Source organism: Microbacterium sp. ZW T6_19 (genome assembly GCF_044987465.1).
Classification (GTDB): Bacteria; Actinomycetota; Actinomycetes; order Actinomycetales; family Microbacteriaceae; genus Microbacterium; species Microbacterium natoriense_A.
This window is the reverse complement of the sequence record NZ_JBJDRH010000004.1, coordinates 145,697-165,651: the sequence shown is the minus strand read 5'-3', so window position 1 is coordinate 165,651 and position 19,955 is coordinate 145,697. Positions and strand designations below refer to the sequence as shown.

At 68.8% G+C, this 19,955-nt stretch carries 18 protein-coding genes; 7 read left to right on the top strand and 11 right to left on the bottom strand.

What is annotated here, in order from left to right; genetic code table 11:
- Positions 1–12 precede the first annotated feature (12 nt).
- Positions 13–1,509: a PucR family transcriptional regulator ligand-binding domain-containing protein gene (locus ACI3KT_RS07830; protein WP_404903467.1), complete on the bottom strand. Its 1,497-nt coding sequence runs from the start codon at positions 1,507–1,509 to the stop codon at positions 13–15.
- Positions 1,510–1,642: 133 nt separating this feature from the next.
- On the opposite strand from ACI3KT_RS07830, the gene ACI3KT_RS07825 reads away from it, so the two are divergent.
- Together ACI3KT_RS07825 and ACI3KT_RS07820 are read left to right on the top strand one after the other, a co-directional pair.
- Positions 1,643–3,127 (top strand): CoA-acylating methylmalonate-semialdehyde dehydrogenase, encoded by a 1,485-nt coding sequence (locus ACI3KT_RS07825; RefSeq protein WP_404903466.1) that lies wholly within the window; start codon positions 1,643–1,645, stop codon positions 3,125–3,127.
- 12 nt (positions 3,128–3,139) lie between these two features.
- Positions 3,140–4,528, top strand: coding sequence for an aspartate aminotransferase family protein (locus ACI3KT_RS07820; RefSeq protein WP_404903464.1), 1,389 nt, complete (start codon positions 3,140–3,142; stop codon positions 4,526–4,528).
- 73 nt (positions 4,529–4,601) lie between these two features.
- On the opposite strand, the gene ACI3KT_RS07815 is transcribed toward ACI3KT_RS07820, so the two are convergent.
- Genes ACI3KT_RS07815 through ACI3KT_RS07795 form a run of 5 tightly spaced genes read right to left on the bottom strand, consistent with a single transcriptional unit; the run spans position 4,602 to position 9,631 of the window.
- The gene (locus ACI3KT_RS07815; protein WP_292906335.1) at positions 4,602–5,339 is read right to left on the bottom strand and encodes a FadR/GntR family transcriptional regulator; all 738 of its coding nucleotides are present in this window, start codon (positions 5,337–5,339) and stop codon (positions 4,602–4,604) included.
- Complete coding sequence (locus tag ACI3KT_RS07810) at positions 5,336–6,115, bottom strand: 3-oxoacyl-ACP reductase (RefSeq protein ID WP_307298271.1); 780 nt, start codon at positions 6,113–6,115, stop codon at positions 5,336–5,338. The genes ACI3KT_RS07815 and ACI3KT_RS07810 overlap by 4 nt, the downstream gene beginning before the upstream one ends.
- A 54-nt stretch (positions 6,116–6,169) precedes the next feature.
- A complete protein-coding gene (locus tag ACI3KT_RS07805; protein ID WP_307298273.1) occupies positions 6,170–7,531 on the bottom strand; it encodes an aldehyde dehydrogenase in 1,362 nt (453 codons plus the stop codon).
- A complete protein-coding gene (locus ACI3KT_RS07800; protein WP_404903462.1) occupies positions 7,528–8,295 on the bottom strand; it encodes a gamma-glutamyl-gamma-aminobutyrate hydrolase family protein in 768 nt (255 codons plus the stop codon). Before ACI3KT_RS07800 ends, ACI3KT_RS07805 begins: the two co-directional genes overlap by 4 nt.
- On the bottom strand, positions 8,276–9,631 hold the full coding sequence (locus tag ACI3KT_RS07795) for a glutamine synthetase family protein (protein WP_404903460.1): 1,356 nt from the start codon (positions 9,629–9,631) through the stop codon (positions 8,276–8,278). The genes ACI3KT_RS07800 and ACI3KT_RS07795 overlap by 20 nt, the downstream gene beginning before the upstream one ends.
- A gap of 157 nt (positions 9,632–9,788) precedes the next feature.
- Here ACI3KT_RS07795 and ACI3KT_RS07790 point away from each other — a divergent pair, with 157 nt between their 5' ends.
- Positions 9,789–11,336 carry an amino acid permease gene (locus ACI3KT_RS07790; protein WP_292906345.1) on the top strand — a complete coding sequence of 516 codons (1,548 nt, stop codon included), beginning with the start codon at positions 9,789–9,791 and terminating at the stop codon, positions 11,334–11,336.
- 18 nt (positions 11,337–11,354) lie between these two features.
- Here ACI3KT_RS07790 and ACI3KT_RS07785 read toward each other — a convergent pair whose 3' ends face one another.
- Positions 11,355–11,627 carry a metal-sensitive transcriptional regulator gene (locus ACI3KT_RS07785; RefSeq protein ID WP_067201624.1) on the bottom strand — a complete coding sequence of 91 codons (273 nt, stop codon included), beginning with the start codon at positions 11,625–11,627 and terminating at the stop codon, positions 11,355–11,357.
- Between the two features lie 38 nt (positions 11,628–11,665).
- On the opposite strand from ACI3KT_RS07785, the gene ACI3KT_RS07780 reads away from it, so the two are divergent.
- Entirely contained in the window at positions 11,666–12,943 is a 1,278-nt protein-coding gene (locus ACI3KT_RS07780) for a DUF445 domain-containing protein (protein WP_404903458.1), read from the top strand.
- Here ACI3KT_RS07780 and ACI3KT_RS07775 read toward each other — a convergent pair.
- Both ACI3KT_RS07775 and galU read right to left on the bottom strand, forming a co-directional pair.
- Complete coding sequence (locus tag ACI3KT_RS07775) at positions 12,940–13,551, bottom strand: GNAT family N-acetyltransferase (protein WP_292906351.1); 612 nt, start codon at positions 13,549–13,551, stop codon at positions 12,940–12,942. The genes ACI3KT_RS07780 and ACI3KT_RS07775 overlap by 4 nt on opposite strands.
- Positions 13,552–13,593: 42 nt before the next feature.
- Complete coding sequence (gene galU / locus ACI3KT_RS07770; protein ID WP_292906353.1) at positions 13,594–14,481, bottom strand: UTP--glucose-1-phosphate uridylyltransferase GalU; 888 nt, start codon at positions 14,479–14,481, stop codon at positions 13,594–13,596.
- A gap of 41 nt (positions 14,482–14,522) precedes the next feature.
- On the opposite strand from galU, the gene ACI3KT_RS07765 reads away from it, so the two are divergent.
- Genes ACI3KT_RS07765 through mscL form a run of 3 tightly spaced genes read left to right on the top strand, consistent with a single transcriptional unit; the run spans position 14,523 to position 15,844 of the window.
- Positions 14,523–15,119 (top strand): 5-formyltetrahydrofolate cyclo-ligase, encoded by a 597-nt coding sequence (locus tag ACI3KT_RS07765; RefSeq protein WP_292906355.1) that lies wholly within the window; start codon positions 14,523–14,525, stop codon positions 15,117–15,119.
- A 16-nt stretch (positions 15,120–15,135) separates the two neighbouring features.
- The gene (locus ACI3KT_RS07760) at positions 15,136–15,408 is read left to right on the top strand and encodes an FmdB family zinc ribbon protein (protein WP_292906357.1); all 273 of its coding nucleotides are present in this window, start codon (positions 15,136–15,138) and stop codon (positions 15,406–15,408) included.
- A 28-nt stretch (positions 15,409–15,436) separates the two neighbouring features.
- Entirely contained in the window at positions 15,437–15,844 is a 408-nt protein-coding gene (gene mscL / locus ACI3KT_RS07755; RefSeq protein ID WP_292906359.1) for a large conductance mechanosensitive channel protein MscL, read from the top strand.
- Positions 15,845–15,894: 50 nt separating this feature from the next.
- On the opposite strand, the gene ACI3KT_RS07750 is transcribed toward mscL, so the two are convergent.
- Both ACI3KT_RS07750 and ACI3KT_RS07745 read right to left on the bottom strand, forming a co-directional pair.
- Complete coding sequence (locus ACI3KT_RS07750) at positions 15,895–16,080, bottom strand: hypothetical protein (RefSeq protein WP_404903456.1); 186 nt, start codon at positions 16,078–16,080, stop codon at positions 15,895–15,897.
- Position 16,081: 1 nt separating this feature from the next.
- Positions 16,082–19,792 carry an AAA family ATPase gene (locus ACI3KT_RS07745; protein WP_404903454.1) on the bottom strand — a complete coding sequence of 1,237 codons (3,711 nt, stop codon included), beginning with the start codon at positions 19,790–19,792 and terminating at the stop codon, positions 16,082–16,084.
- Positions 19,793–19,955: the final 163 nt, after the last annotated feature.

The following is a 19,955-nucleotide window of genomic DNA, read 5'->3' as shown; positions in this document are numbered from 1 at the left end:
CCGCGTGCAGCGCTAGCCGTTCGTGGCGCTCCGCCTGACCAGGAGCGCCAGGTGGAGCGCGGCGAGAGCCTCGCCGTCGTCGAGGTCGACGTCCAGAAGATCGCCGATCAACGCCAGGCGCTGATAGAACACGGAGCGCGACAGATGGCTCGCGGACGCCGCCGCCGAGCGGTTTCCCGGATGCGCGACGAGCGCGCCGAGCACGTCGATCAGGTCTCCGCGGCGCTCCCGGTCGTACGAGATCAGGGGCGTCAGCATCCGCTCGCTGTGCTCGTGCAGGCGATGGTCGTCGCGCAGTGAGGCGACCAGCCGCTCGAGCGGACGATCCTCGACGCGCCTGATCCGCGGCCCCACGTCGGAGGGGTCACCCGCCGCCAGCTCGCGCGCGGCGCGGAGCGAAGCGAGCAGACCGAGCACGTCGTCGGCCGCCGGGCCCAGGAAGACCGTGCGACCCGGGCCCACGATGCTCGCGACCTGGGCATCGCTGAGCACGCCCGATGCGGGCGCCGACAGCAGCACGACACCGTCGCCGTCCACGGTCGCCGCGACCACCGCGCATCCGTGGGTGGCGGAGCGCTCCGCGAGCTCACCCGGCGAGATCTCCCCGCGGATCACGAGACCGTGGCAGCTGCGGCCGGCGAGGGCGAAGCCGCCCGCCGCCAGCCGCCCCAGAACATCATCAGGGCTCGCGAAACGCGCCCCGAGCAGATCACGGATCATGCCGCCCTGCGCGAGCAGAGACCACTCCCCGTCTCCTCCGTCGGCAAGGCAGCCGAAGGCCAGAGCCGTCGCCCCCTGCTCGAGGACCGTGATCCTGCCCGCGGGATGAGCAGGTCCCGCAAGGGCAGACAGCGTCCCCCACCGCACCCCGCGGGCCTGCACCGGCACCCGGTCGGCCTCGCCCAGGCGCCCGAGAGCCTCGGCGACCGGAACACGCAGATTCTCGATCGCGATCACCTCATGCGCCAGGTTCTGCAGGACCACCGGCGCACCGATCGCACGAGCGGTCTCGGCGACGACGACATCCGCCGGCGCTCCCTGCAGGCTCAGGGCGGTGAAGAGTTCATGCAGATGCTGCCGCTCGCGCAGGGCGCGGGTGTGGGCGGTGAGCAGCGCTCTGTGCACGGCCTCGGTCACGGCGACGAACTTCACCTCCCTGTTCAGGGCGATCAGGGCGACACCGAGATCAGCACAGGTCTGGGCGAACGCATCCGGGAGCGCCTCGAGCGCCGTGCCGAGCTCGATCACGACCCCGGCCACCCCGGCACCGTGCAGACGTTGGGCGAAGTCGCGCAGAGCGACAGGGTCGACCGGCCATCCTGCGCCCGTGCTCAGCAGCAGTTCGCCGCCGTCGAGGAGGCGGGCCACTCCGGCACTGTCGGAGGCGTGCACCCAGCGCACTTCCGCGTCGAGCGCGTCGCCGCCCACGATCACCTCGGGGACACCGGCTGCGAGCGCCGGCTCGGCGAGCGCGTCGGCGACCGTGAGCAGTGCGTCCGCCCCGGCCATACGATCTGTCCGATTCTGCCCGAACTCCCGACGTTCTGACACCCGTCAGCCTCACTTCAGTCTGTGATCATTGAGAACAATCAGAGTATCGAACCTCGGTCAGAGTGTTCGGATCGAATTTTGAAGGAGCATCGTGGACATCGTCCGTCACGTCATCAACGGAGTCGAGACCGCCCAGTCCGGTCGCACCGGGCAGGTGTTCGATCCCGCGACCGGCATGGTCGCCCGTGAAGTCGCCCTCGCATCCACCGCCGAGGTCGAGCAGGCGATCGCCGCCGCGGCCGCGGCGCTTCCCGCGTGGCGTGAGACGAGCCTCATCAAGCGGGCCGACGTGTTCTTCCGCCTGCGCCAGCTGCTCAAGGAGCGCACGCCCGAACTCGCGGCGATCGTGACCAGCGAGCACGGCAAGGTCCTGTCGGATGCCGCCGGCGAGGTCTCCCGCGGCATCGAGAACGTCGAGTTCGCGGCGGGGCTCGTGCACTTGCTCAAGGGCGAGCGCAGCGAGCAGGTCTCGCGCGGCGTCGATGTGCACTCGGTCAAGCAGCCGGTGGGCGTCGTCGCCGCGATCACCCCCTTCAACTTCCCGGTGATGGTGCCGCTGTGGATGGTCGCCTCCGCGATCGCCTGCGGCAACACCGTCGTCCTCAAGCCCAGTGAGAAGGACCCGTCCGCCGCGGTCTGGCTGGCCAAGCTGTTCCTGGAGGCAGGTCTTCCCGCGGGTGTGCTCAACGTCGTCCAGGGCGACAAGGAGGCCGTCGACGCCCTGCTCGACTCGCCGCGTGTGAACGCGATCAGCTTCGTCGGCTCGACGCCGATCGCCCGCTCCATCTACCAGCGCGCCTCCACGAACGGCAAGCGTGTCCAGGCGCTCGGCGGCGCCAAGAACCACATGGTCGTGATGCCGGATGCCGACATCGACGCCGCCGCGGACGCCGCGATCTCGGCCGCCTACGGCTCCGCGGGAGAGCGCTGCATGGCCGTCTCGGTGCTCGTCGCGGTCGGCGACATCGCCGACGACCTGATCGCGGCGATCTCCTCGCGCATCGAGGGCCTCACGATCGGCGCGGGGACGGATGCCGCGAGCGAGATGGGTCCGCTCATCACACGCGAGCATCGCGACCGCGTCGCCTCCTACGTCACCGGAGCGGCCGCCGAGGGCGCGACGGTCGTCGTCGACGGCACGGAGCAGCAGTTCGACAGCGACGGCTTCTTCATCGGTGTCAGCCTGATCGACGACGTCCGCCCCGGCATGAAAGTGTACGAGGACGAGATCTTCGGTCCGGTGCTCTCGGTCGTCCGCGTCGAGAGCTACACCGACGCCGTCGAGCTGGTGAACTCGAACGCCTTCGGCAACGGCACCGCGATCTTCACGCGGGACGGCGGGACGGCCCGGCAGTACGAGTTCGACATCGAGGTCGGCATGGTCGGGGTCAACGTGCCGATCCCGGTGCCGATCGGTTCCTACTCCTTCGGCGGATGGAAGGACTCGCTGTTCGGAGACTCGCACATCTACGGCCCCGAATCCGTCCACTTCTACACCCGCTCCAAGGTCGTCACCACACGCTGGCCCGACCACACCCCTTCGCAGATCGATCTGGGCTTTCCCAGCAACCACTGAGCGGATGCACTCATGACCAACTACACCGACAGGCAGGGCGTCGAGCATGCCCTCCCGGCCGCCGAGGCCGAGGCACAGGTCCGCGCCGACGACCGAGGGCACGTCTTCCACTCCTGGAGTGCGCAGGGCCTGATCGACCCGATGCCCGTCGCCGCGGGTGAAGGCTCCACGTTCTGGGACTATGCCGGCAACGCCTACCTCGACTTCTCCAGCCAGCTGGTGAACCTGAACCTCGGGCACCAGCATCCCGACCTGGTCGCGGCGATCCAGCAGCAGGCCGGTCGCCTCGCGACCATCCAGCCGTCGGTCGCGAACGACGTCCGCGGCGAGCTGGCCCGGCTGATCGCCGAGGTCGCTCCCGACGGCATGGAGAAGGTGTTCTTCACCAACGGCGGCGCCGAGGCGAACGAGTACGCGGTGCGCATGGCACGGCAGTCCACGGGCCGTCGCAAGGTGCTCTCGATGTACCGCAGCTACCACGGCTCCACCGCGACTGCGATCTCGCTGACCGGCGACCCACGCCGCTGGGCGAACGACACCGTCGACACCGGCGCCGTGCGCTTCTTCGGACCGTATCTGTACCGCTCGCCGTTCCACTCCGAGACGCTCGAGCAGGAATCCGAGCGCGCGCTCGCCCATCTCGAGCAGACCATCCAGCTCGAGGGGCCGCAGACGATCGCCGCGATCATCATCGAGACCGTCGTCGGCACCAACGGCGTGCTGATCCCGCCGCCCGGCTATCTTCAGGGCGTGCGCGAGCTGTGCGACCGCTACGGCATCGTGTACATCGCCGACGAGGTCATGGTCGGCTTCGGTCGTCTGGGCGAATGGTTCGGCATCGGCGCCTTCGATGCGAAGCCCGACCTCATCACGTTCGCGAAGGGTGTGAACTCCGGCTATGTCCCGCTTGGCGGAGTCGTGATCAGCGACCGCATCGCGAGCGCGTTCGACACCGTGCCGTTCGCGGGCGGGCTCACGTACTCCGGCCACCCTCTCGCCTGCGCGGCCGGCGTCGCCACCTTCGAGGTGTTCCGCCGCGACGGCATCCTGGAGCGCGTGCGCGACCTCGGCTCCCGCGTGGTGGAGCCGACTCTCCGTTCCTGGGCCGAGAAGCACCCTTCGGTCGGCGAGGTCCGCGGACGCGGCCTGTTCTGGGCGATCGAGCTGGTGCGCGACAAGGAGACCCGAGAGCCGCTCGTGCCCTTCAACGCTTCGGGAGCGGAGGCCGCACCGATGGGCGCCTTCGCCGCCGCGGCGAAGAAGGCGGGGGTCTGGCCGTTCACGCACTTCAACCGTGTGCACGTCGCTCCCCCGCTCGTGATCGCCGAGGATGAGCTGGTACGCGGTCTTTCCGCGATCGACGAGGCGCTCAGCGTCGCGGACGAGGCTACCGCGCGCTGATCGAACGCGTCAGGCGATCGGGCAGGCCCAGGAATCCGGCTTCGGATTCCTGGGCCTGCCTCCGCTCATCGGGTCACACCAGGAAGCCGCGCAGCAGCGCCTCGGAACCCGCGAGATGATCGCGCATCGCGGCCTCGGCGACGTCGACGCGGCCCGCGAGGATCGCGGTGATGATGCGCTCGTGCTGTTCTCCGGAGTGCTGGATGTTGCGCGGCATCAGCGGGAACGTGTCCAGCCAGGTGTTGACCTCTGCGCGATTCTCGGCCACCAGCGCGACGAGCGACGGGATGCCTGCTGCCTCCGCGATGGCGAGATGCAGCAGAGTGTCCAGCCGCCGATACGCCTCGGGCCCGGCCGGGAGGGCCGCTTCGTGCCTCGCCCAGAGGTCGGCACGGGTCGCGGCATCGAGCGATCTTCCGGCGGCCGCGCGCACGGCGCCGCACTCGAGCACCCTTCGCAGCCCGAGCACGTCGTCGAGCTCTTCGGGAGACACGTCAGGTGCGGCCTCGGGCTGCGGGAGCGGATCGGCGACGAATGTGCCGCCGTATCGGCCTCGTCGCGGCAGCAGATACCCCGTGTCGGCGAGTTCTCGGATCGCCTCGCGCACGGTGTCGCGGCTCACGCCGAAGGATGCCGCCAGTTCGCGCTCCGGCGGCAGCGACTCCCCCGGCGCGACGACGCCGAGTCGGATCGTCTGCACGAGCCGGGCGACCGCATCTTCGAGGGCGTTGCCGCGTCTGAGCGGTCGGTAGACCGCCCGGCGCACCTCCACGAGATCGCCCGGATCCGCCGCCGGAGGAGTGTCGCTCACAGCGGAGTGACGTAAGCGTTCGTGATGCCGCCGTCGACCACGAAGGCGCTGGCGGTGATGAACGACGAGTCGTCGGAGGCCAGGAACGCCACGGCCGCGGCGAGCTCCTCCGGCTCCGCGAAGCGCCCCATCGGTACGTGCACGAGGCGCCGCTGAGCGCGCTCCGGATCCTTGGCGAACAGCTCCTGCAACAAGGGAGTGTTCACAGGACCAGGACACAGCGCGTTGACGCGCACACCCTGACGAGCGAACTGGACGCCGAGTTCGCGCGACATCGCGAGCACGCCGCCTTTCGATGCGGTGTAGCTGATCTGCGACGTCGCCGAGCCCAGAAGCGCCACGAAGGAGGCCGTGTTGATGATCGAGCCGCGCCCCGCAGGCACCATGTGGCGCAGTGCCGCCCGGCTGCACAGGTACACGCTCTTGAGATTCACGTCCTGCACACGGTCCCAGGCCGGCAGCTCGGTCGTCTCGATCGAATCGTCGTCGGCGGGCGAGATTCCCGCGTTGTTGAACGCGATGTCGATGCGGCCGAACTCGGCCGCGACACCGTCGAACAGGGTGTCGACCTTCGCTTCGTCGGCGACGTCGACGGAGCGGAAGGCTCCACCGACCTCAGCCGCCGCTGCCTCCCCGGTGAGGGGGTCCACATCGGCGATGACGACGAACGCCCCTTCCGCGGCGAATCGCTTCGCCGTGGCGAAGCCGATGCCACTGGCGCCGCCGGTGATGATCGCGACGCGGTCCTTGAGTCGCTGGGTCAGGTCGATCGTCATGGTCTCATTCTCTCTTCTCGGGTGTGGGAGGCATGGTGGTCAGAGGCGTAGTGGTCAGAGCGCGTCTGTCGCGAAGAAGACGTTCTTGGTCTCGGTGAAGTGCTCGGCGGCATCCGGTCCGAGCTCGCGGCCGAGACCGGAGGCCTTCATGCCGCCGAACGGGGTCGCGTAGCGCACTGAGGAGTGCGAGTTCACCGACAGCACGCCGCTGTGCACGCCGCGGGCGACGCGCACAGCGCGGCCGAGATTCTCCGTCCAGACGGATCCGGCGAGACCGTAGATCGTGTCGTTCGCCAGGCGGATCGCGTCGGCCTCGTCTTCGAACGGCATGACCGCGACCACCGGTCCGAAGACCTCCTGCTGGGCGATCCTGTCGGCGGGGTCGGCGAGCACGACGGCCGGTGCGAACCAGAAGCCGTCACCGACGGGCGCGGAGCCGCGGAACGCGACGTCTGCCCCGTCGAGGAACGACGACACCGTGTCGCGGTGCCCTGCCGAGATGAGCGGGCCCATGTCGGTGTCGGCGCTGGACGGGTCGCCGACCCGCCACGCCGCCACGGCGGGCTCGAGCAGTTCGAGGAAGCGGTCGTACACCGACCTCTCCACCAGCAGGCGGCTGCGCGCGCAGCAGTCCTGGCCGGCGTTGTCGAACACGGAGCCGGGGACCGCCGCAGCCGCGCGCTCGAGATCAGCATCAGCGAACACCACGTTCGCGCTCTTGCCGCCGAGCTCGAGCGTGACCGGCTTGAGCGCGCGGGCGCATCCGGCCGCGACCTCGACGCCGACCTCCGTCGATCCCGTGAAGACGACCTTGCGCACGTCGGGATGATCGACGAGGCGCTGACCGACGACCGAGCCCGAACCGGTCACGACCTCGAAGAGCCCTTCGGGGAGCCCCGCTTCACGAGCCAGCTCTCCCAGGCGCATCGCGGTCAGCGGAGTCAGCTCGGCGGGCTTGAGCACCACGGCGTTGCCCGCGGCGAGCGCCGGCGCGAACGCCCACGCCGCGATCGTCATCGGGAAGTTCCATGGGACGATCACGCCGACGACCCCGTACGGATCGTGGAAGGTGACGTCGAGGCCGCCGGCCACCGGGATCTGCCGCCCGGAGAGACGCTCGGGGTCGGCGGAGTAGTAGTTGAGCACCTGTGCGACGTGCGCCGCCTCCCAGCGGGCGGAGCCGATCGGATGCCCGGAGTTCAGAACCTCGAGTTGCGCCAGCTCCTCCGCCGCTGCTTCGACGACGCGTGCGAAGGCGCGGAGGGCATCGGCCCTCGCGACGGGTGCGAGCGCCGCCCAGCGGCGCTGCGCCGAGACGGCGCGGGCGATCGCGGCATCCGTCTCACCGATGTCGGCACGGGCGATCTCGCGGATCGCCGACCCGGTCGACGGGTTGATGACTGTGAACGCGCTCATCGGGCGTCCTCCTTCTGCTGCGGGGTCGATGCCCGACCGGCGAACACGCGGGCCTGGGAGACGAGATCCTCGAAGAGCCGCCGGTCCTGAGCGTTCTCCTCTGGGTGCCACTGGACGCCGACGACGTGGCCGTCGGCGGTGTCGACGATGGCCTGCACCAGCCCGTCGTCGGAGTGCGCGGCCGCGACGAGGCCGTCGCCGAGGCGATCGATGCCCTGGTGGTGGTAGCTGTGCACGCGCACATCGCCTTCACCGAGCATGCCGGCGAGCGCGGTGTCGCGGGCGACCGCCACCTCGTTCTCGGCGAAGACGCCTCCGCCGACGCGGTACCTCTCTGTGCCGAGCGAGTCCGGCAGGTGCTGCTGCAGGCTTCCCCCGCGGGCGACGTTGACGAGCTGCAGTCCCCGGCAGATCGCCAGCACAGGCATGCGCCGCCGCTCAGCCGCGCGGAACAGGGCGAGCTCCCACGCGTCGCGGTCGGTGCGTGCGGGGTCGGTCAGCGGATGCCGCTGCTCGCCGTACAGCTCGGGCGCGACATCGGCGCCGCCGGTGAGGATCAGACCGTCCATCCCCGCGATCGCCGCGTCCGCGGCATCCGGATCCTGCGGCGGAAGCAGCAACGCGACTCCTCCGCAGGAGGTCACCGATGTGAGGTACTGCTCAGGGAGGAACGCGGCCCGCACATCCCAGACGCCCTGCTGCGCGCGCTCCAGGTACGTGGTGACGCCGATGAGCGGCGCACGCTCAGAGTCGTTCGAAACCACGGATGCGCTCCCAGTCGGTGACGGCGGCGTCATAAGCCTCGAGTTCGATACGCGCCTGGTTGAGGTAGTGGTCCACGACGTCGTCGCCGAACGCCGCCCGTGCGATCGTCGACTCGCTGAACAAGCGCGCGGCTTCTCGCAGCGTCGTCGGCAGGTGATCGACTCCGGCCTCGTAGGCGTTGCCGGTGAACCGCTCCGGCAGGGGCAGCTCGTTCTCGATGCCGTGCAGACCGCCGGCGATGATCGCCGAGATGCCGAGGTACGGGTTGACGTCGCCGCCCGGCACCCGGTTCTCGACACGAAGCGCCGATCCCTGGCCGATCACGCGCAGCGCGCAGGTGCGGTTGTCGATGCCCCAGGCCACACCGGTCGGGGCGAAGCTGCCTTTCGCGAACCGCTTGTAGGAGTTGATGTTCGGTGCATAGAGGAGGGTGAATTCGCGCAGCGTCGCGAGGATGCCGGCGATCCAGTGCCGCATCATCGGGCTGAAGCCGTGCTCGCCGTCTCCCGACATGACCGGTGTGCCGTCATCGGCGCGCAGGGAGAGATGGATGTGGCAGCTGTTGCCCTCTCGCTCGTTGAACTTCGCCATGAACGTCAGCGCCTTGCCGTGCTGCTCCGCGATCTCCTTCGCGCCGTTCTTGTAGATCGCGTGTTGATCGGCGGTCTCGCGCACCTCTGCGTAGCGGAACGCGATCTCCTGCTGACCGAGGTTGCACTCGCCCTTGACGCCCTCGCAGTACATGCCTGCACCGTCCATGCCGTTGCGAATGTCGCGCAGCAGCGGCTCCATGCGTGTGGAGGCCTGCAGGTTGTAGTCGACGTTGTAGTCGGTCGCGGGGGTCAAGCCCTCGTATCGTCGTGCCCACGCGTCGCGATAGGTGTTCTCGAACACGATGAACTCGAGCTCGGTGCCGGAGAACGCGGTCCACCCGCGCTCGGCGAGCCGATCGCGCTGCCGATCGAGAATCGCGCGCGGAGAGGGACCGACGGGTTCGCCGTTCTGCCAGACGAGATCGGCCATGACGAGCGCGGTGCCAGGCAGCCACGGCATCCGGCGCAGCGTCGCGGCATCCGGGCGCAGCACCATGTCGCCGTACCCGCGATCCCAGCCCGACATCGCATAGCCGTCGACGGTGTTCATGTCCACGTCGACCGACAGCAGGTAGTCGCAAGCCTCCGCACCGTGGTGCAGGATGTCCTCCTGGAACAGCCGCGCCGACACGCGCTTGCCGACCAGTCGCCCCTGCGCGTCGGCGAACGCCACGATCACGGTATCGATCTCGCCGGCGGCGATGCCGGCATCCAGCTGTTCGACGCTCAGGTTTCCCGACATCTCTCGCTCCCGTTCTCATGCGGTGAAGCGATCGGCTGACCGGCTTCGCCCTCAGAGTAGAACACCTTGAGGTTTAAAGGTAGACGAAACCACCATTGACTGTCACAATCATGCCCAAGGTGCACCCGGCGCCTGCAAGCATGCGAACGGAGAGCGGATGTCTGAGCAGAATGGCGAGTCGCGCAAGGTTGCCGGAGCGACCTATACACGTGCGGGTAGTGGGTACTTCGAGAAACGAACGCTGAAACGGTCGGCGGGTGTCTGGGGTTTGTGGGGCCTCGCCGTGGCCGCCGTCATCTCCGGCGACTTCTCGGGATGGAACTTCGGTATCGACTTCGCCGGATTCGGCGGGATGCTGATCGCGTTCGCGATCCTCGTGATCATGTACTACGGCATGATCTTCTCGATCGGGGAGATGGCCTCGGCGATGCCGCACACCGGCGGCGCCTATTCCTTCGCCCGCTCGGCGATGGGTCCCTGGGGCGGTCTCGTCACGGGAGCCGCCGAGACGATCGAGTACGTCGCGACCACGGCGGTGATCGTGTACTTCTCCGCGTCCTACGCCAACGGGATCACGAGCGAGCTGCTCGGAATCGAGTTGCCGGGGTGGGTGTGGTACCTCATCCTCTACATCGTCTTCATCGCCCTGAACTCGGCGGGCGCCGCGATCTCCTTCCGCTTCGCGATCATCGTCTCGGTGATCTCGATCGCCATCATCCTGGTGTTCTCCGCCATGGCGGCCTTCTCCGGCGCCTTCAGCTGGGACGCGCTGTGGGACATCGTCCCCGATGAGGGTCAGTCCGCCTTCCTGCCGCACGGTGTGCTGCCGATCCTGTTCGCACTGCCGTTCGCGATGTGGTTCTTCCTCGGCATCGAAGAGCTGCCGCTGGCCGCCGAGGAGTCGCACGATCCTGTCCGCGACATCCCGCGCGCCGGGCTCTGGGCTCGCGCCACGCTGATCGTCACCGGACTGCTCGTGCTGTTCCTCAACACCGGCATCCTGGGCGCGGAGGCCACGGGCGTCGCGGGCGAGCCCCTGCTCGACGGATTCCGCGCGATCGTCGGCGACCAGCTCGCCGCCGTGCTCGCACTGTTCGCACTGATCGGCCTGCTCGCCTCCCTGCAGGGCATCATGTTCGCCTACGGCCGCAACATGTACTCGCTCTCCCGCGCCGGGTACTACCCGCGCTTCCTCTCGCTGACCGGCAAGAGGCAGACCCCGTGGGTCGCGCTCGTGGTCGGGGCTGCGATCGGGTTCATCGCCCTGATCGTGCTCGACGTGCTGGCAGCGCTCGACGCTGAGGGCGCGGGATCCGTCGCCGGAGCGATCGTGCTGAACATCGCGGTGTGGGGCGCCGTGGTCGCGTACGCCCTCCAGCTGGTCTCGTTCATGATCCTGCGCCGGAAGTACCCGAACGCCGACCGTCCCTACCGCAGCCCGTGGGGCATCCCCGGCGCGGCCGTCGCGCTGGTGATCGCCGCCCTCATCTTCCTCGGCTTCCTGCTGAATCCGACGTTCGGCCCGGCGATCATCGCGATCGCGATCGTCTACGCGGTGATCCTGGTCGGGTTCGGGCTGTTCTTCCGGCACCGTCTGGTGCTCTCTCCGGAAGAGGAGTACGCGCTCTCCGGTGGCACGCACGGAGATCCGCAGGTCGAGGGCTACGACGCGATGGAGGACGAGGTCTTCGACGGCACGAAGTAGGCGGGGCGGGGAGCGCGGCTACTTCGAGTCGAAGTCGAATGCCTTGAGCAGTTCGACGACGGCCTTGTCGCGCTCGTCGCCGCCCTCTTCGAACATGTGCGTGACATGCGTGCGCAGGTGATTCTCGAGCAGCAGGCGGTTCAGTGACTCCAGCGAACGCTGGATCGCGCGGGACTGCGTGATGATGTCCATGCAGTACTCCTCGTTCTCGATCATCCGCGCGACACCGCGCATCTGACCTTCGAGGATGCTGGTGCGGTGCAGGGCGCGCTTCTTGATGTCTTCGATCACGAGATCGAGCGTAGTCCTGCGCATGAAAGGATGTCCCCATGCCGCGAACGCCGACGACGCTGCTCTCCCCCGCCGATCAGGAGCGCCGACGCGCCCTGCAGCGCATGAAGGCCGTGGCCCTCGGCGCACTGATCTTCATGGCCCTCGCCTTCGTGATCGCGTTCGCCCTGCAGCAGCGCGTCGAATGGCTGGCCTACGTCCGCGCTGCGGCCGAGGGCGGCATGGTCGGCGCTCTGGCCGACTGGTTCGCGGTCACGGCGCTGTTCCGGCATCCGCTCGGCATCCCGATCCCGCACACCGCGATCATTCCGACGCGCAAGGACGAGATCGGCCGCACGCTCGGCGAGTTCGTGGAGACCAACTTCCTCGAGGCGTCGGTCGTGCGCACGAAGCTCTCGAGCACGCCGATCGCCCAGCGTGCCGGCGAGTGGCTGGCGCAGCCCGTTCATGCCGAGCGAGTCGGAAACGAAGGAGCCGCGATCGCGACCGCGATTCTCAACGCTCTGAGCGACGACGATGTGCGCGACCTCATCACCGACCTCGCACGCGAGCACCTCGTCGACCCCGAGTGGGGCACTCCTGCGGGTGTCTGGCTCGAGCGGATCGTGCAGGCCGACGCCCACCACGGCGCCGTCGATCTCGCCGTCGACAGCATCGCGACCTGGTTGGATGCCAACGCCGTGGCGTTCAACGGCCTCATCTCCCGTCGCCTGCCGTCATGGGTGCCCAAGCTCGCCCACCGATTCGTCGACGACACCGCCTACAACGAGGCCGTGCGCTTCATCCACGCTGTGCAGGGCGACCCGCAGCACCCTGCACGCCTTGCGATCGACGGCTACCTCGCACGCCTGGCCGACAATCTGCAGCACGACCCAGCCACACGGGCGAAGCTCGAGAATGCCAAGTCCACGCTGTTCGACAGCCCTCGTGTCGGCGCCCTCGCCGCCGAAGCGTGGAACACGGCGAAGAACGGACTGCTCGCCGCTCTCGCCGACCGCGACAGCGGTCTGCGCAGGCGCATCGCCCAGGCTCTGCAGGAGGTCGGCGAGCGGCTCACGACGGATTCCGCACTGCAGCATCGCGTCGACACGTGGGTGTCTGATGCCGCGGTCTTCGTGGTCGACCGCTACCGCCACGACATCGCGTCGATCATCACCGACACGGTGGAGCGCTGGGACCCGGCCGAGACCACTGAGAAGATCGAGCTCATGGTCGGACGCGACCTGCAGTACATCCGCCTGAACGGCACGATCGTGGGAGCTCTGGCAGGTCTGACGATCTTCTCGATCGCCCACGCCCTGATCCCCGGCGTCTAGATCGCGAGCCGGTCCGCCGGAGGCACGGTCGCCGCATCAGGCGGAACCTGCCCCGCGAGCCAACGCGCCAGCACGCCCTGAGGGACTTCCTCCTTGGTCAGCGCGAAGGCGTAGTGATCGCGCCAGTCGCCGTCGATGTGGATGTACCGTCGCCGCAGACCCTCGTATCGGAACCCGAGCTTCTGCACGATGCGCAGACTCGCCGCGTTCTCGGGCCGGATGCAGATCTCCATGCGGTGCAGGCCGTACTCCACGAAGCAGGCGTCGGTCGCGAGGGCTACGGCGGTCGGGGTGATCCCCTTGCCGGCGAAACGTTCACTGACCCAGTACCCGATCGTCGCCGAGCACAGGGATCCGCGCGCCACGCCCCACACATTGAGCTGACCGGCCACCTCGCCGTCGTACTCCATCACGAAGGGGTAGCCGACGCCGTCACGGTACTGCTGCAGGAGGCGACGGATGCTGAGCCTCATGTCGAACGAGACCGTGCCGTACGGAACCGTGGCCTCCCACGGCTGCAACCAGGAGCGATTCGCGAGAAGCTCGTGCTGGAGGGCGCGCGCATCGCGTGTGCGCACGAGCCGCAGCTCGATCGGCCCGTGTCTCATTCCCGTCTGATCCATCGCCGCGACTCCGACGCCCGCGTCCGCCTAGAGGCGTTCCGCGAACTCCTTCAGCCAGGGGCGCAGCTCAGGGCCGAGATCGTCGCGGTCGGCCGCCAGCTGCACGATCGCCTTGATGTAGTCGACGCGGTCGCCGGTGTCGTAGCGGCGCCCGCGGAAGATCACGCCGACCACGCCGGGGCCGTTCTCGTCTGCGGCCAGCACCTGCAGGGCGTCGGTCAACTGGATCTCGCCGCCCTTGCCGGGGCCGGTCTGCTCGAGCACGTCGAAGATCGCCGACGGCAGCAGGTATCGGCCGATGATGGCGAGGTTGGATGGCGCGTCTTCGGGTGCGGGCTTTTCGACAAGACCGGTCACGCGCACGGCGTCCGATCCGTCGATCGGCTGCACGGCCGCGGCGCCGTACATCTGGATGCTGGAGGGATCGACCTCCATGAGGGCGATCACCGCAGCGCCGGTCTGCTCGTGCACCTCGATCATCTCGGTGAGCAGCGGATCGCGCTCGTCGATCAGGTCGTCGCCGAGCAGCACCGCGAAGGAGCCGTCGCCGACGTGCGCCTTCGCCCGCAGCACGGCGTGGCCGAGTCCCTTGGGCTCGCCCTGGCGGACGAAGTGGATGTCGGCGAGATCACTTGATTTGACGACCCGCTCGAGCCGACCGGTGTCGCCCTTCTCCATGAGCTTCACCTCGAGCTCGGGCACCGCGTCGAAGTGGTTCGAGATCGCGTTCTTGTTGCGGCCGAGGATCACCAGGATGTCGTGGATGCCGGCATCCACCGCCTCTTCGACCACGTACTGGATGGCGGGCTTGTCGACGACAGGGAGCATCTCCTTGGGCATCGCCTTCGTGGCAGGAAGAAACCTCGTGCCGAGACCTGCGGCGGGAATCACGGCCTTGATACGGTGCACACCCATGAACTCAGCCTAGTGCGCGGCTCCCCCGTAGACTCGGAACCATGTCGAACGACGTCGAGCACGCGAAACGGGCGCTGCGCGCCGAGCTGCGCGAACGCCGGCAGCTGCTGAGCGACGCTCAACGCGAGACCGCCGCGGCCGCCATCGGCGCACGTCTGGACGACCTGGTCGATTCTCTCGGCGCCCGATCGATCTCGTGCTTCCTGTCGACGACGACCGAACCGGGCACACGCGACTTCGTGACCCGTGCGGTGCGACGCGGCATCCGCGTCCTGCTTCCCGTCACCCGGGCGGACGGCCTCCTCGACTGGGCCGTCGCGACCGACGACGGCGAGATCGCCGAGGGCTTGCACGGACTGCCCGAGCCTACGGGTGATGTGCTCAGCCCGATGGCCGTGAACGACGTCGACCTCATGATCATCCCCGCTGCGGCCGTCGATCGCACGGGAATGCGCATGGGGTGGGGCCGCGGCTACTTCGACAAGACCATCGGATCCATGGAGAAGTGCCCTCCCGTCTACGCGGTGATCTATGATTCCGAGGTACTCGACTCTCTGCCCAGCGAGGTGCACGACCAGCCGGTGACCGGCGTCGTGACCCCGACGCAGACCCTGATCCTGTCGCCTGCGCGACACTGACCCCCCGAGGACTCCTATGCCCACCTACGCCTATGCCTGCACGTCGTGCGGCCACCAGTTCGACGCTGTCCAGAGCTTCGCCGACGACGCCCTCACCGTCTGCCCCGAGTGCGGAGGAGCGCTGCGGAAGCAGTACGGATCGATCGGTGTGACCTTCAACGGCTCCGGCTTCTATCGGACCGACTCGCGGGCGAAGACTGGCGGATCGACGGATGCTTCGGCATCATCGAAGACGGAATCGTCGACAGGAGCCAAAAAGGCGCCCGCCTCGGCTCCGGCCTCGTCCTGAGGTCCTCGATCTGTTTGGGGGAGTTTCTGTGATCCAGGGATTCAAAGAGTTCATTCTCAAAGGCAACGTCATCGACCTCGCCGTCGCCGTGGTCATCGGCGGTGCGTTCACCGCGATCGTCAACGCGGTGGTCGCCAGCATCATCAACCCGCTGGTCGCCCTGTTCTTCGAGGCCGACGCCGCGGGCAAGTTCGGCCCGACCATCACCGGCATCTACGGCCAGAAGGTGACGTTCCCGCTCGGCGACCTCATCACGGCGATCATCAGCTTCCTCGCCGTCGCGGTCGTCGTCTACCTCGCCTTCGTGATGCCCATGAACGCCTACAAGGCGCGCAAGGCCGCCAAGAACCCGATCGCCGAGGAAGCCGCAGAGGCCACCGAGGGCGAGCTCCTCGCCGAGATCCGCGATCTGCTGAAGCAGCAGCGCAGCGCCTGATCCGCACTCCCGGACGCCCGCCCTCTCATCGAGACGGCGGGCGTTCTGCGTCAGTAATGGGGCGGGACGTCCTGGCGCAAGCGGTCGTCGTTGGGGCCTTTTCCTCCGGATGCCGGAGCGGGACGCTCCGGCTTCTCACCCGTTTCAGGTTCCGGGTCGGTACCGGGCACGGGCGTCAGACGGGCTCTGCGCGAGCCCGCGACGCGCACGATGCGCTGCTCGCCGTTCTCGGTCATCTCAGCCGTCGATGGGGTCGATCGGCTGGGTGTCGTTCTCGGCACGAGGGGCGGACGCCGAGATCCCCAGCACCTCGGCGATCCGGGTGGCCGCAGTCGCAGGATCGCTGTACAGATCGAAGGCGTGCACGCGCACGTAGTGCCAGCCGAGCCGGCGCAACACGTGCGGACGGAGCCGCAGCGTCTCGCGGAGCGACTCGCCACGGGACTCGGGATCGGACTCGATCACCACCGCCTTGCCCCTGTGCTGAGCCACGAGCGGCAGGAGTCCGCGGTAGTCGACGTCGACCGAGGCGCCCAGTCGCCGCAGCTCCCGGGCGAGGGCCAGGGTGAGCGGATCGGCGAGATCCTCGAGACGCGCCTCCCGGCTGCGTGTCGCGAGGCCGCCGAGGATCGACATCAGCGTGGCCGCACCGAACTCCAGACGCCCGTCGTCGAACGCAGACGGGCGGATCGACGAGACGATCACCATCGAGCGGCGGGCCCGGGTCATCCCTACAGTGAGCAGCCGCTCGCCGTCCGGCGTGGACAGATCGCCGAAGTCGCTGAGCACGCGGCCGTGCTTGGTCAGGCCGAAGCCCAGCGAGAAGATGACGCGATCACGGCTCTCCGCCACGGACTCCTCGAGCGTGAGCACCGCGAAAGGCTCGGCGGTGTCGCGCCCCACGAAGTCGGCGACGTCGGACCGCCCGGCGAACGCGGAGGTCACGGCGGCGCGCACGCGCTCGGCGTGGCGGGCGCTCGCGGTGACGACCATGAGCGACTCGTCCGGTCGATGAACGGCGTGCTCGACGACCAGCGTCACCACCCGTGCGACCTCGGCATCCGGGCTCTCCACCGCGCCCGAGACGGGGTCGGGTGCGCCCGTGCCGCCCTCGACGTAGTCCACCGTGAGGCTGCCGCGTCCGAGATAGGAGCCCGCCCAGGGCAGCGAGACGATCTCGCCGCCGTAGAAGGCGTCGTTGATGAGCTCGACGAGGTCCTCTCCCCCGGCGCGATAGCTGCGCGTGAGGGTCATGACAGGCAGGAGCTCGGAGAGGCGCTCGAACACGGATACCTCGTCGAACGGCACCTCGGCCTCCCAGGACGGACCGGGGTCGACGGCGACGTGGAAGGGTTTGGGCTTCTGCGTGACCGGATCGCCGAACGCGACGACCTGGCGAGCACGACGGATCGCCGGCGTCGCCTCCGCAAGGTTGATGGCCGCGGCATCGACCAGCAGCACGGTATCGAACTCGACCGAATCGGGGATCTCGGGGACCAGGTACGGCGAGGATATCCACACGGGTGCGAGCGCATTCACGAGAGTGGGGGCCGCGCTGACGATCTCCGCCGTGGTGGTGCCCGCCTGCTTCAGGGCGCGGCGCAGGTTCTGAGACTCGTGGGGCTCGTCGACGATCGCGATCTTCCACTGGTTCGCCAGCTGCCATGCCAGCAGGGGCCCCGCCGCCGCGGCGTGCGCCTCATCGACGAGGCGGAAGTCGCGCTCCAGGCGGTCGACGACCGCGGTGTTCGCGCCCAGCAGCGCGCGGTCGTCCTGCAGCGCGCGCTCGAGCAGCGACTGCCACCACGCGAATTCGAGCTCGTCGCCCACGCGGGCCTCGGACACGTGACGCACCGAGAGCTCGGCGAGAAGCGGGCCGATTCCGAGTTCCTCGAGCCGGTCGCGCAACTGCGCGCGCTCGACCAGATTGTCGAACACGTCTGACTTCGCCGCGAGCCCGGCGAGCGTGCGCACGAGCCGCGCGACGGGAAGGGAGGAGAGAGGTTCGCGGCGGCCGAGCGCCGCATCGAGCTCGGCGAGTTCCGCATGCACGCGCTGCCATGAGGCGTACACCTCGGCGAGCCCGAGCGGAACCTCCGGCGCGACACCCGCGTCGACGCAGCGCTGCCACTGGGTGCGCTGGGTCTGGATGCGCAGCAGTGCCTCATGCATCTCGGTCACGTGCACGCCGGGGCGCACGTACTCCTTCGCGAGCTTGCGCAGACGGCGACGGTTCGCGCCCGACATGCCCGGTGCGTCGCGGCGCGAGCCGTGGGCCTGGATGAGCTCGCCGAGCGGTCGCTCGAACACGGTGGGGCTGAACCGGTCGAGCGAGTCGCGGATGCCCTGCAGCAGTCGCAGATACTCGCCCAGTTCATCGATCGTCGCGAACGGACGCATATGCGTCTGCGCGATCAGCGCATATCCCCGCTCGAGCAGGGCGGGAACGCTCGTGGAGTGCAGGCGGCCCGCCAGCTCGTGCGCCGAACGGGCGGCCTCCGTGCTGCTGAAGGTGACGCCGTACCACGGGGAGTCGTCGGGTCCGAAGCGGAACTCGCCGAGCCGTGCGGCGTGCGCGAGGGCTTCGGATGCCGCTGAGCGGTCGCCGGAGAGCCGGCGCAGCGTGTCGGTGCTGAGCCGGGCGGTGGTCGACGGGGGCTGCGGCAGCGAAGCCAGCCGGGTGAGGTGACGCGTCGCGTCGAGCACGGATGCACCGGTTCCCTGCACGTCGCTCGTGAGCGCCTTGCGGTAGTCGCGGAGCACGGTGCGCAGTCTCACCAGCGCATCATCGACGTCGCTGACCTTGGGAGCCGTGGCCTTCTCGTTGCGTCCGATCGCGCGGACCAGGTCACGGCGGACGCCGGCGGTCGAGACGGCGAGGCTGTCGAGGCCGATGCCGGAGAGACGATGGCGGACGCCGTCGAGGGTCGATCTCCTGGCCGAGACCACGAGCACGCGCCGGCCGGCGCGCACCAGCTCGCCGAGCGCGTTGATGACGGTCTGCGTGCCGCCTGTGCCCGGAAGCGTCGCCACCGTCAGCGAGTGGCCGGCGGCGATCCGGGCCAGCACGGCCTCCTGTTCGGCATCCGCATCGAGCAGCAGGTTGTCGGATGCCGGGGCTCGATCGTCCGGGCCGGTGTAGCGGGGCGCAGGGCGAGCAGCCGTGACCTGCTCGCGGTCGCCGACGTGGCCCGCGAGCGCATTGAGCATGACGTTGTCGAGGTTGCGGGTGTCTCGCGACATCGCTCCCCCGACATCGGCGAACACCGATACGACCAGTCGCGGCTGCACGGAGAAGGTCTCGATCGAGCGCGCGGTCGCGCGCAGGCTGTCGATCACAGGCTGAGGCTTGAAGATGCCCCCGTCATAAGCGAGAGCCGCGAGCGCTGCCGCATCGATCGTGATTCCGAAATGCTCGCGCGCGATGCGCACGAGCTCCGGGTTCACCTCGAAGGCACCCTGGAGTTTGAGCTCGAAGTCCGAGTGGTGCCGTCGGATCGCGAGCGGTCGCAGCAGCACAGGAGCGGCGAAGTCCGCCCCGCCGATCTTCCAGCCGGCCACGCCGACGGCGAGGTGCACGGCTTCGATCCCCCGCACGGTGCGCAGCTCGGTGTTCTTCGCCGTGATGCGCTCGGCTGCGAGACGCGCGGTGCGCAGCCCCACTTCGTCGCGGAACAGGTTCGACAACAGCGTGGACTTGCCGGTGATGAACTGCGGGAGGCTTCCGGGGTGCGCCTTCGAGATGTCGATCCCCGAGGAGGCGGTGTCGCGGAAGGCGACGAGCGGCGAGGGTCCGCCGAGATCCGCGGCCTCCGCTCTCAACCGCGTGCGCTCGGCCTCCGCCGCATGCGCGACATCGATCCCGGTAGCGGACCCGTTCAGCTCGCCGAGGGTCACTGAGGCGTCCGTCGCCGCTTCTTCCGCAGCCTTGCCATCACGTCGCCACACCCTCTCACCCTACGCGCGACACGCCGCGGGCGACGGTATCCCCGGCGGGTTTCACGGGAATCCCCGTGCTGAGCGGGACATCTGCCGGTCCGAACGACTCGTCCTGCACGGATGTCTTGTCCGGAAGAGTCTTCCCCCGATCTCGGGCGCCGGCCCCCAGGGG

Coding starts and splice junctions, on each gene's coding strand:
- ACI3KT_RS07830 (WP_404903467.1), bottom strand. CDS start 1,509: ATGGCCGGGGCGGACGCACTGCTCACGGTCGCCGACGCGCTCGCCGAG.
- ACI3KT_RS07820 (WP_404903464.1), top strand. CDS start 3,140: ATGACCAACTACACCGACAGGCAGGGCGTCGAGCATGCCCTCCCGGCC.
- ACI3KT_RS07810 (WP_307298271.1), bottom strand. CDS start 6,115: ATGACGATCGACCTGACCCAGCGACTCAAGGACCGCGTCGCGATCATC.
- ACI3KT_RS07805 (WP_307298273.1), bottom strand. CDS start 7,531: ATGAGCGCGTTCACAGTCATCAACCCGTCGACCGGGTCGGCGATCCGC.
- ACI3KT_RS07795 (WP_404903460.1), bottom strand. CDS start 9,631: ATGTCGGGAAACCTGAGCGTCGAACAGCTGGATGCCGGCATCGCCGCC.
- ACI3KT_RS07790 (WP_292906345.1), top strand. CDS start 9,789: ATGTCTGAGCAGAATGGCGAGTCGCGCAAGGTTGCCGGAGCGACCTAT.
- ACI3KT_RS07780 (WP_404903458.1), top strand. CDS start 11,666: ATGCCGCGAACGCCGACGACGCTGCTCTCCCCCGCCGATCAGGAGCGC.
- ACI3KT_RS07775 (WP_292906351.1), bottom strand. CDS start 13,551: ATGAGACACGGGCCGATCGAGCTGCGGCTCGTGCGCACACGCGATGCG.
- galU (WP_292906353.1), bottom strand. CDS start 14,481: ATGGGTGTGCACCGTATCAAGGCCGTGATTCCCGCCGCAGGTCTCGGC.
- ACI3KT_RS07765 (WP_292906355.1), top strand. CDS start 14,523: ATGTCGAACGACGTCGAGCACGCGAAACGGGCGCTGCGCGCCGAGCTG.
- ACI3KT_RS07760 (WP_292906357.1), top strand. CDS start 15,136: ATGCCCACCTACGCCTATGCCTGCACGTCGTGCGGCCACCAGTTCGAC.
- ACI3KT_RS07750 (WP_404903456.1), bottom strand. CDS start 16,080: ATGACCGAGAACGGCGAGCAGCGCATCGTGCGCGTCGCGGGCTCGCGC.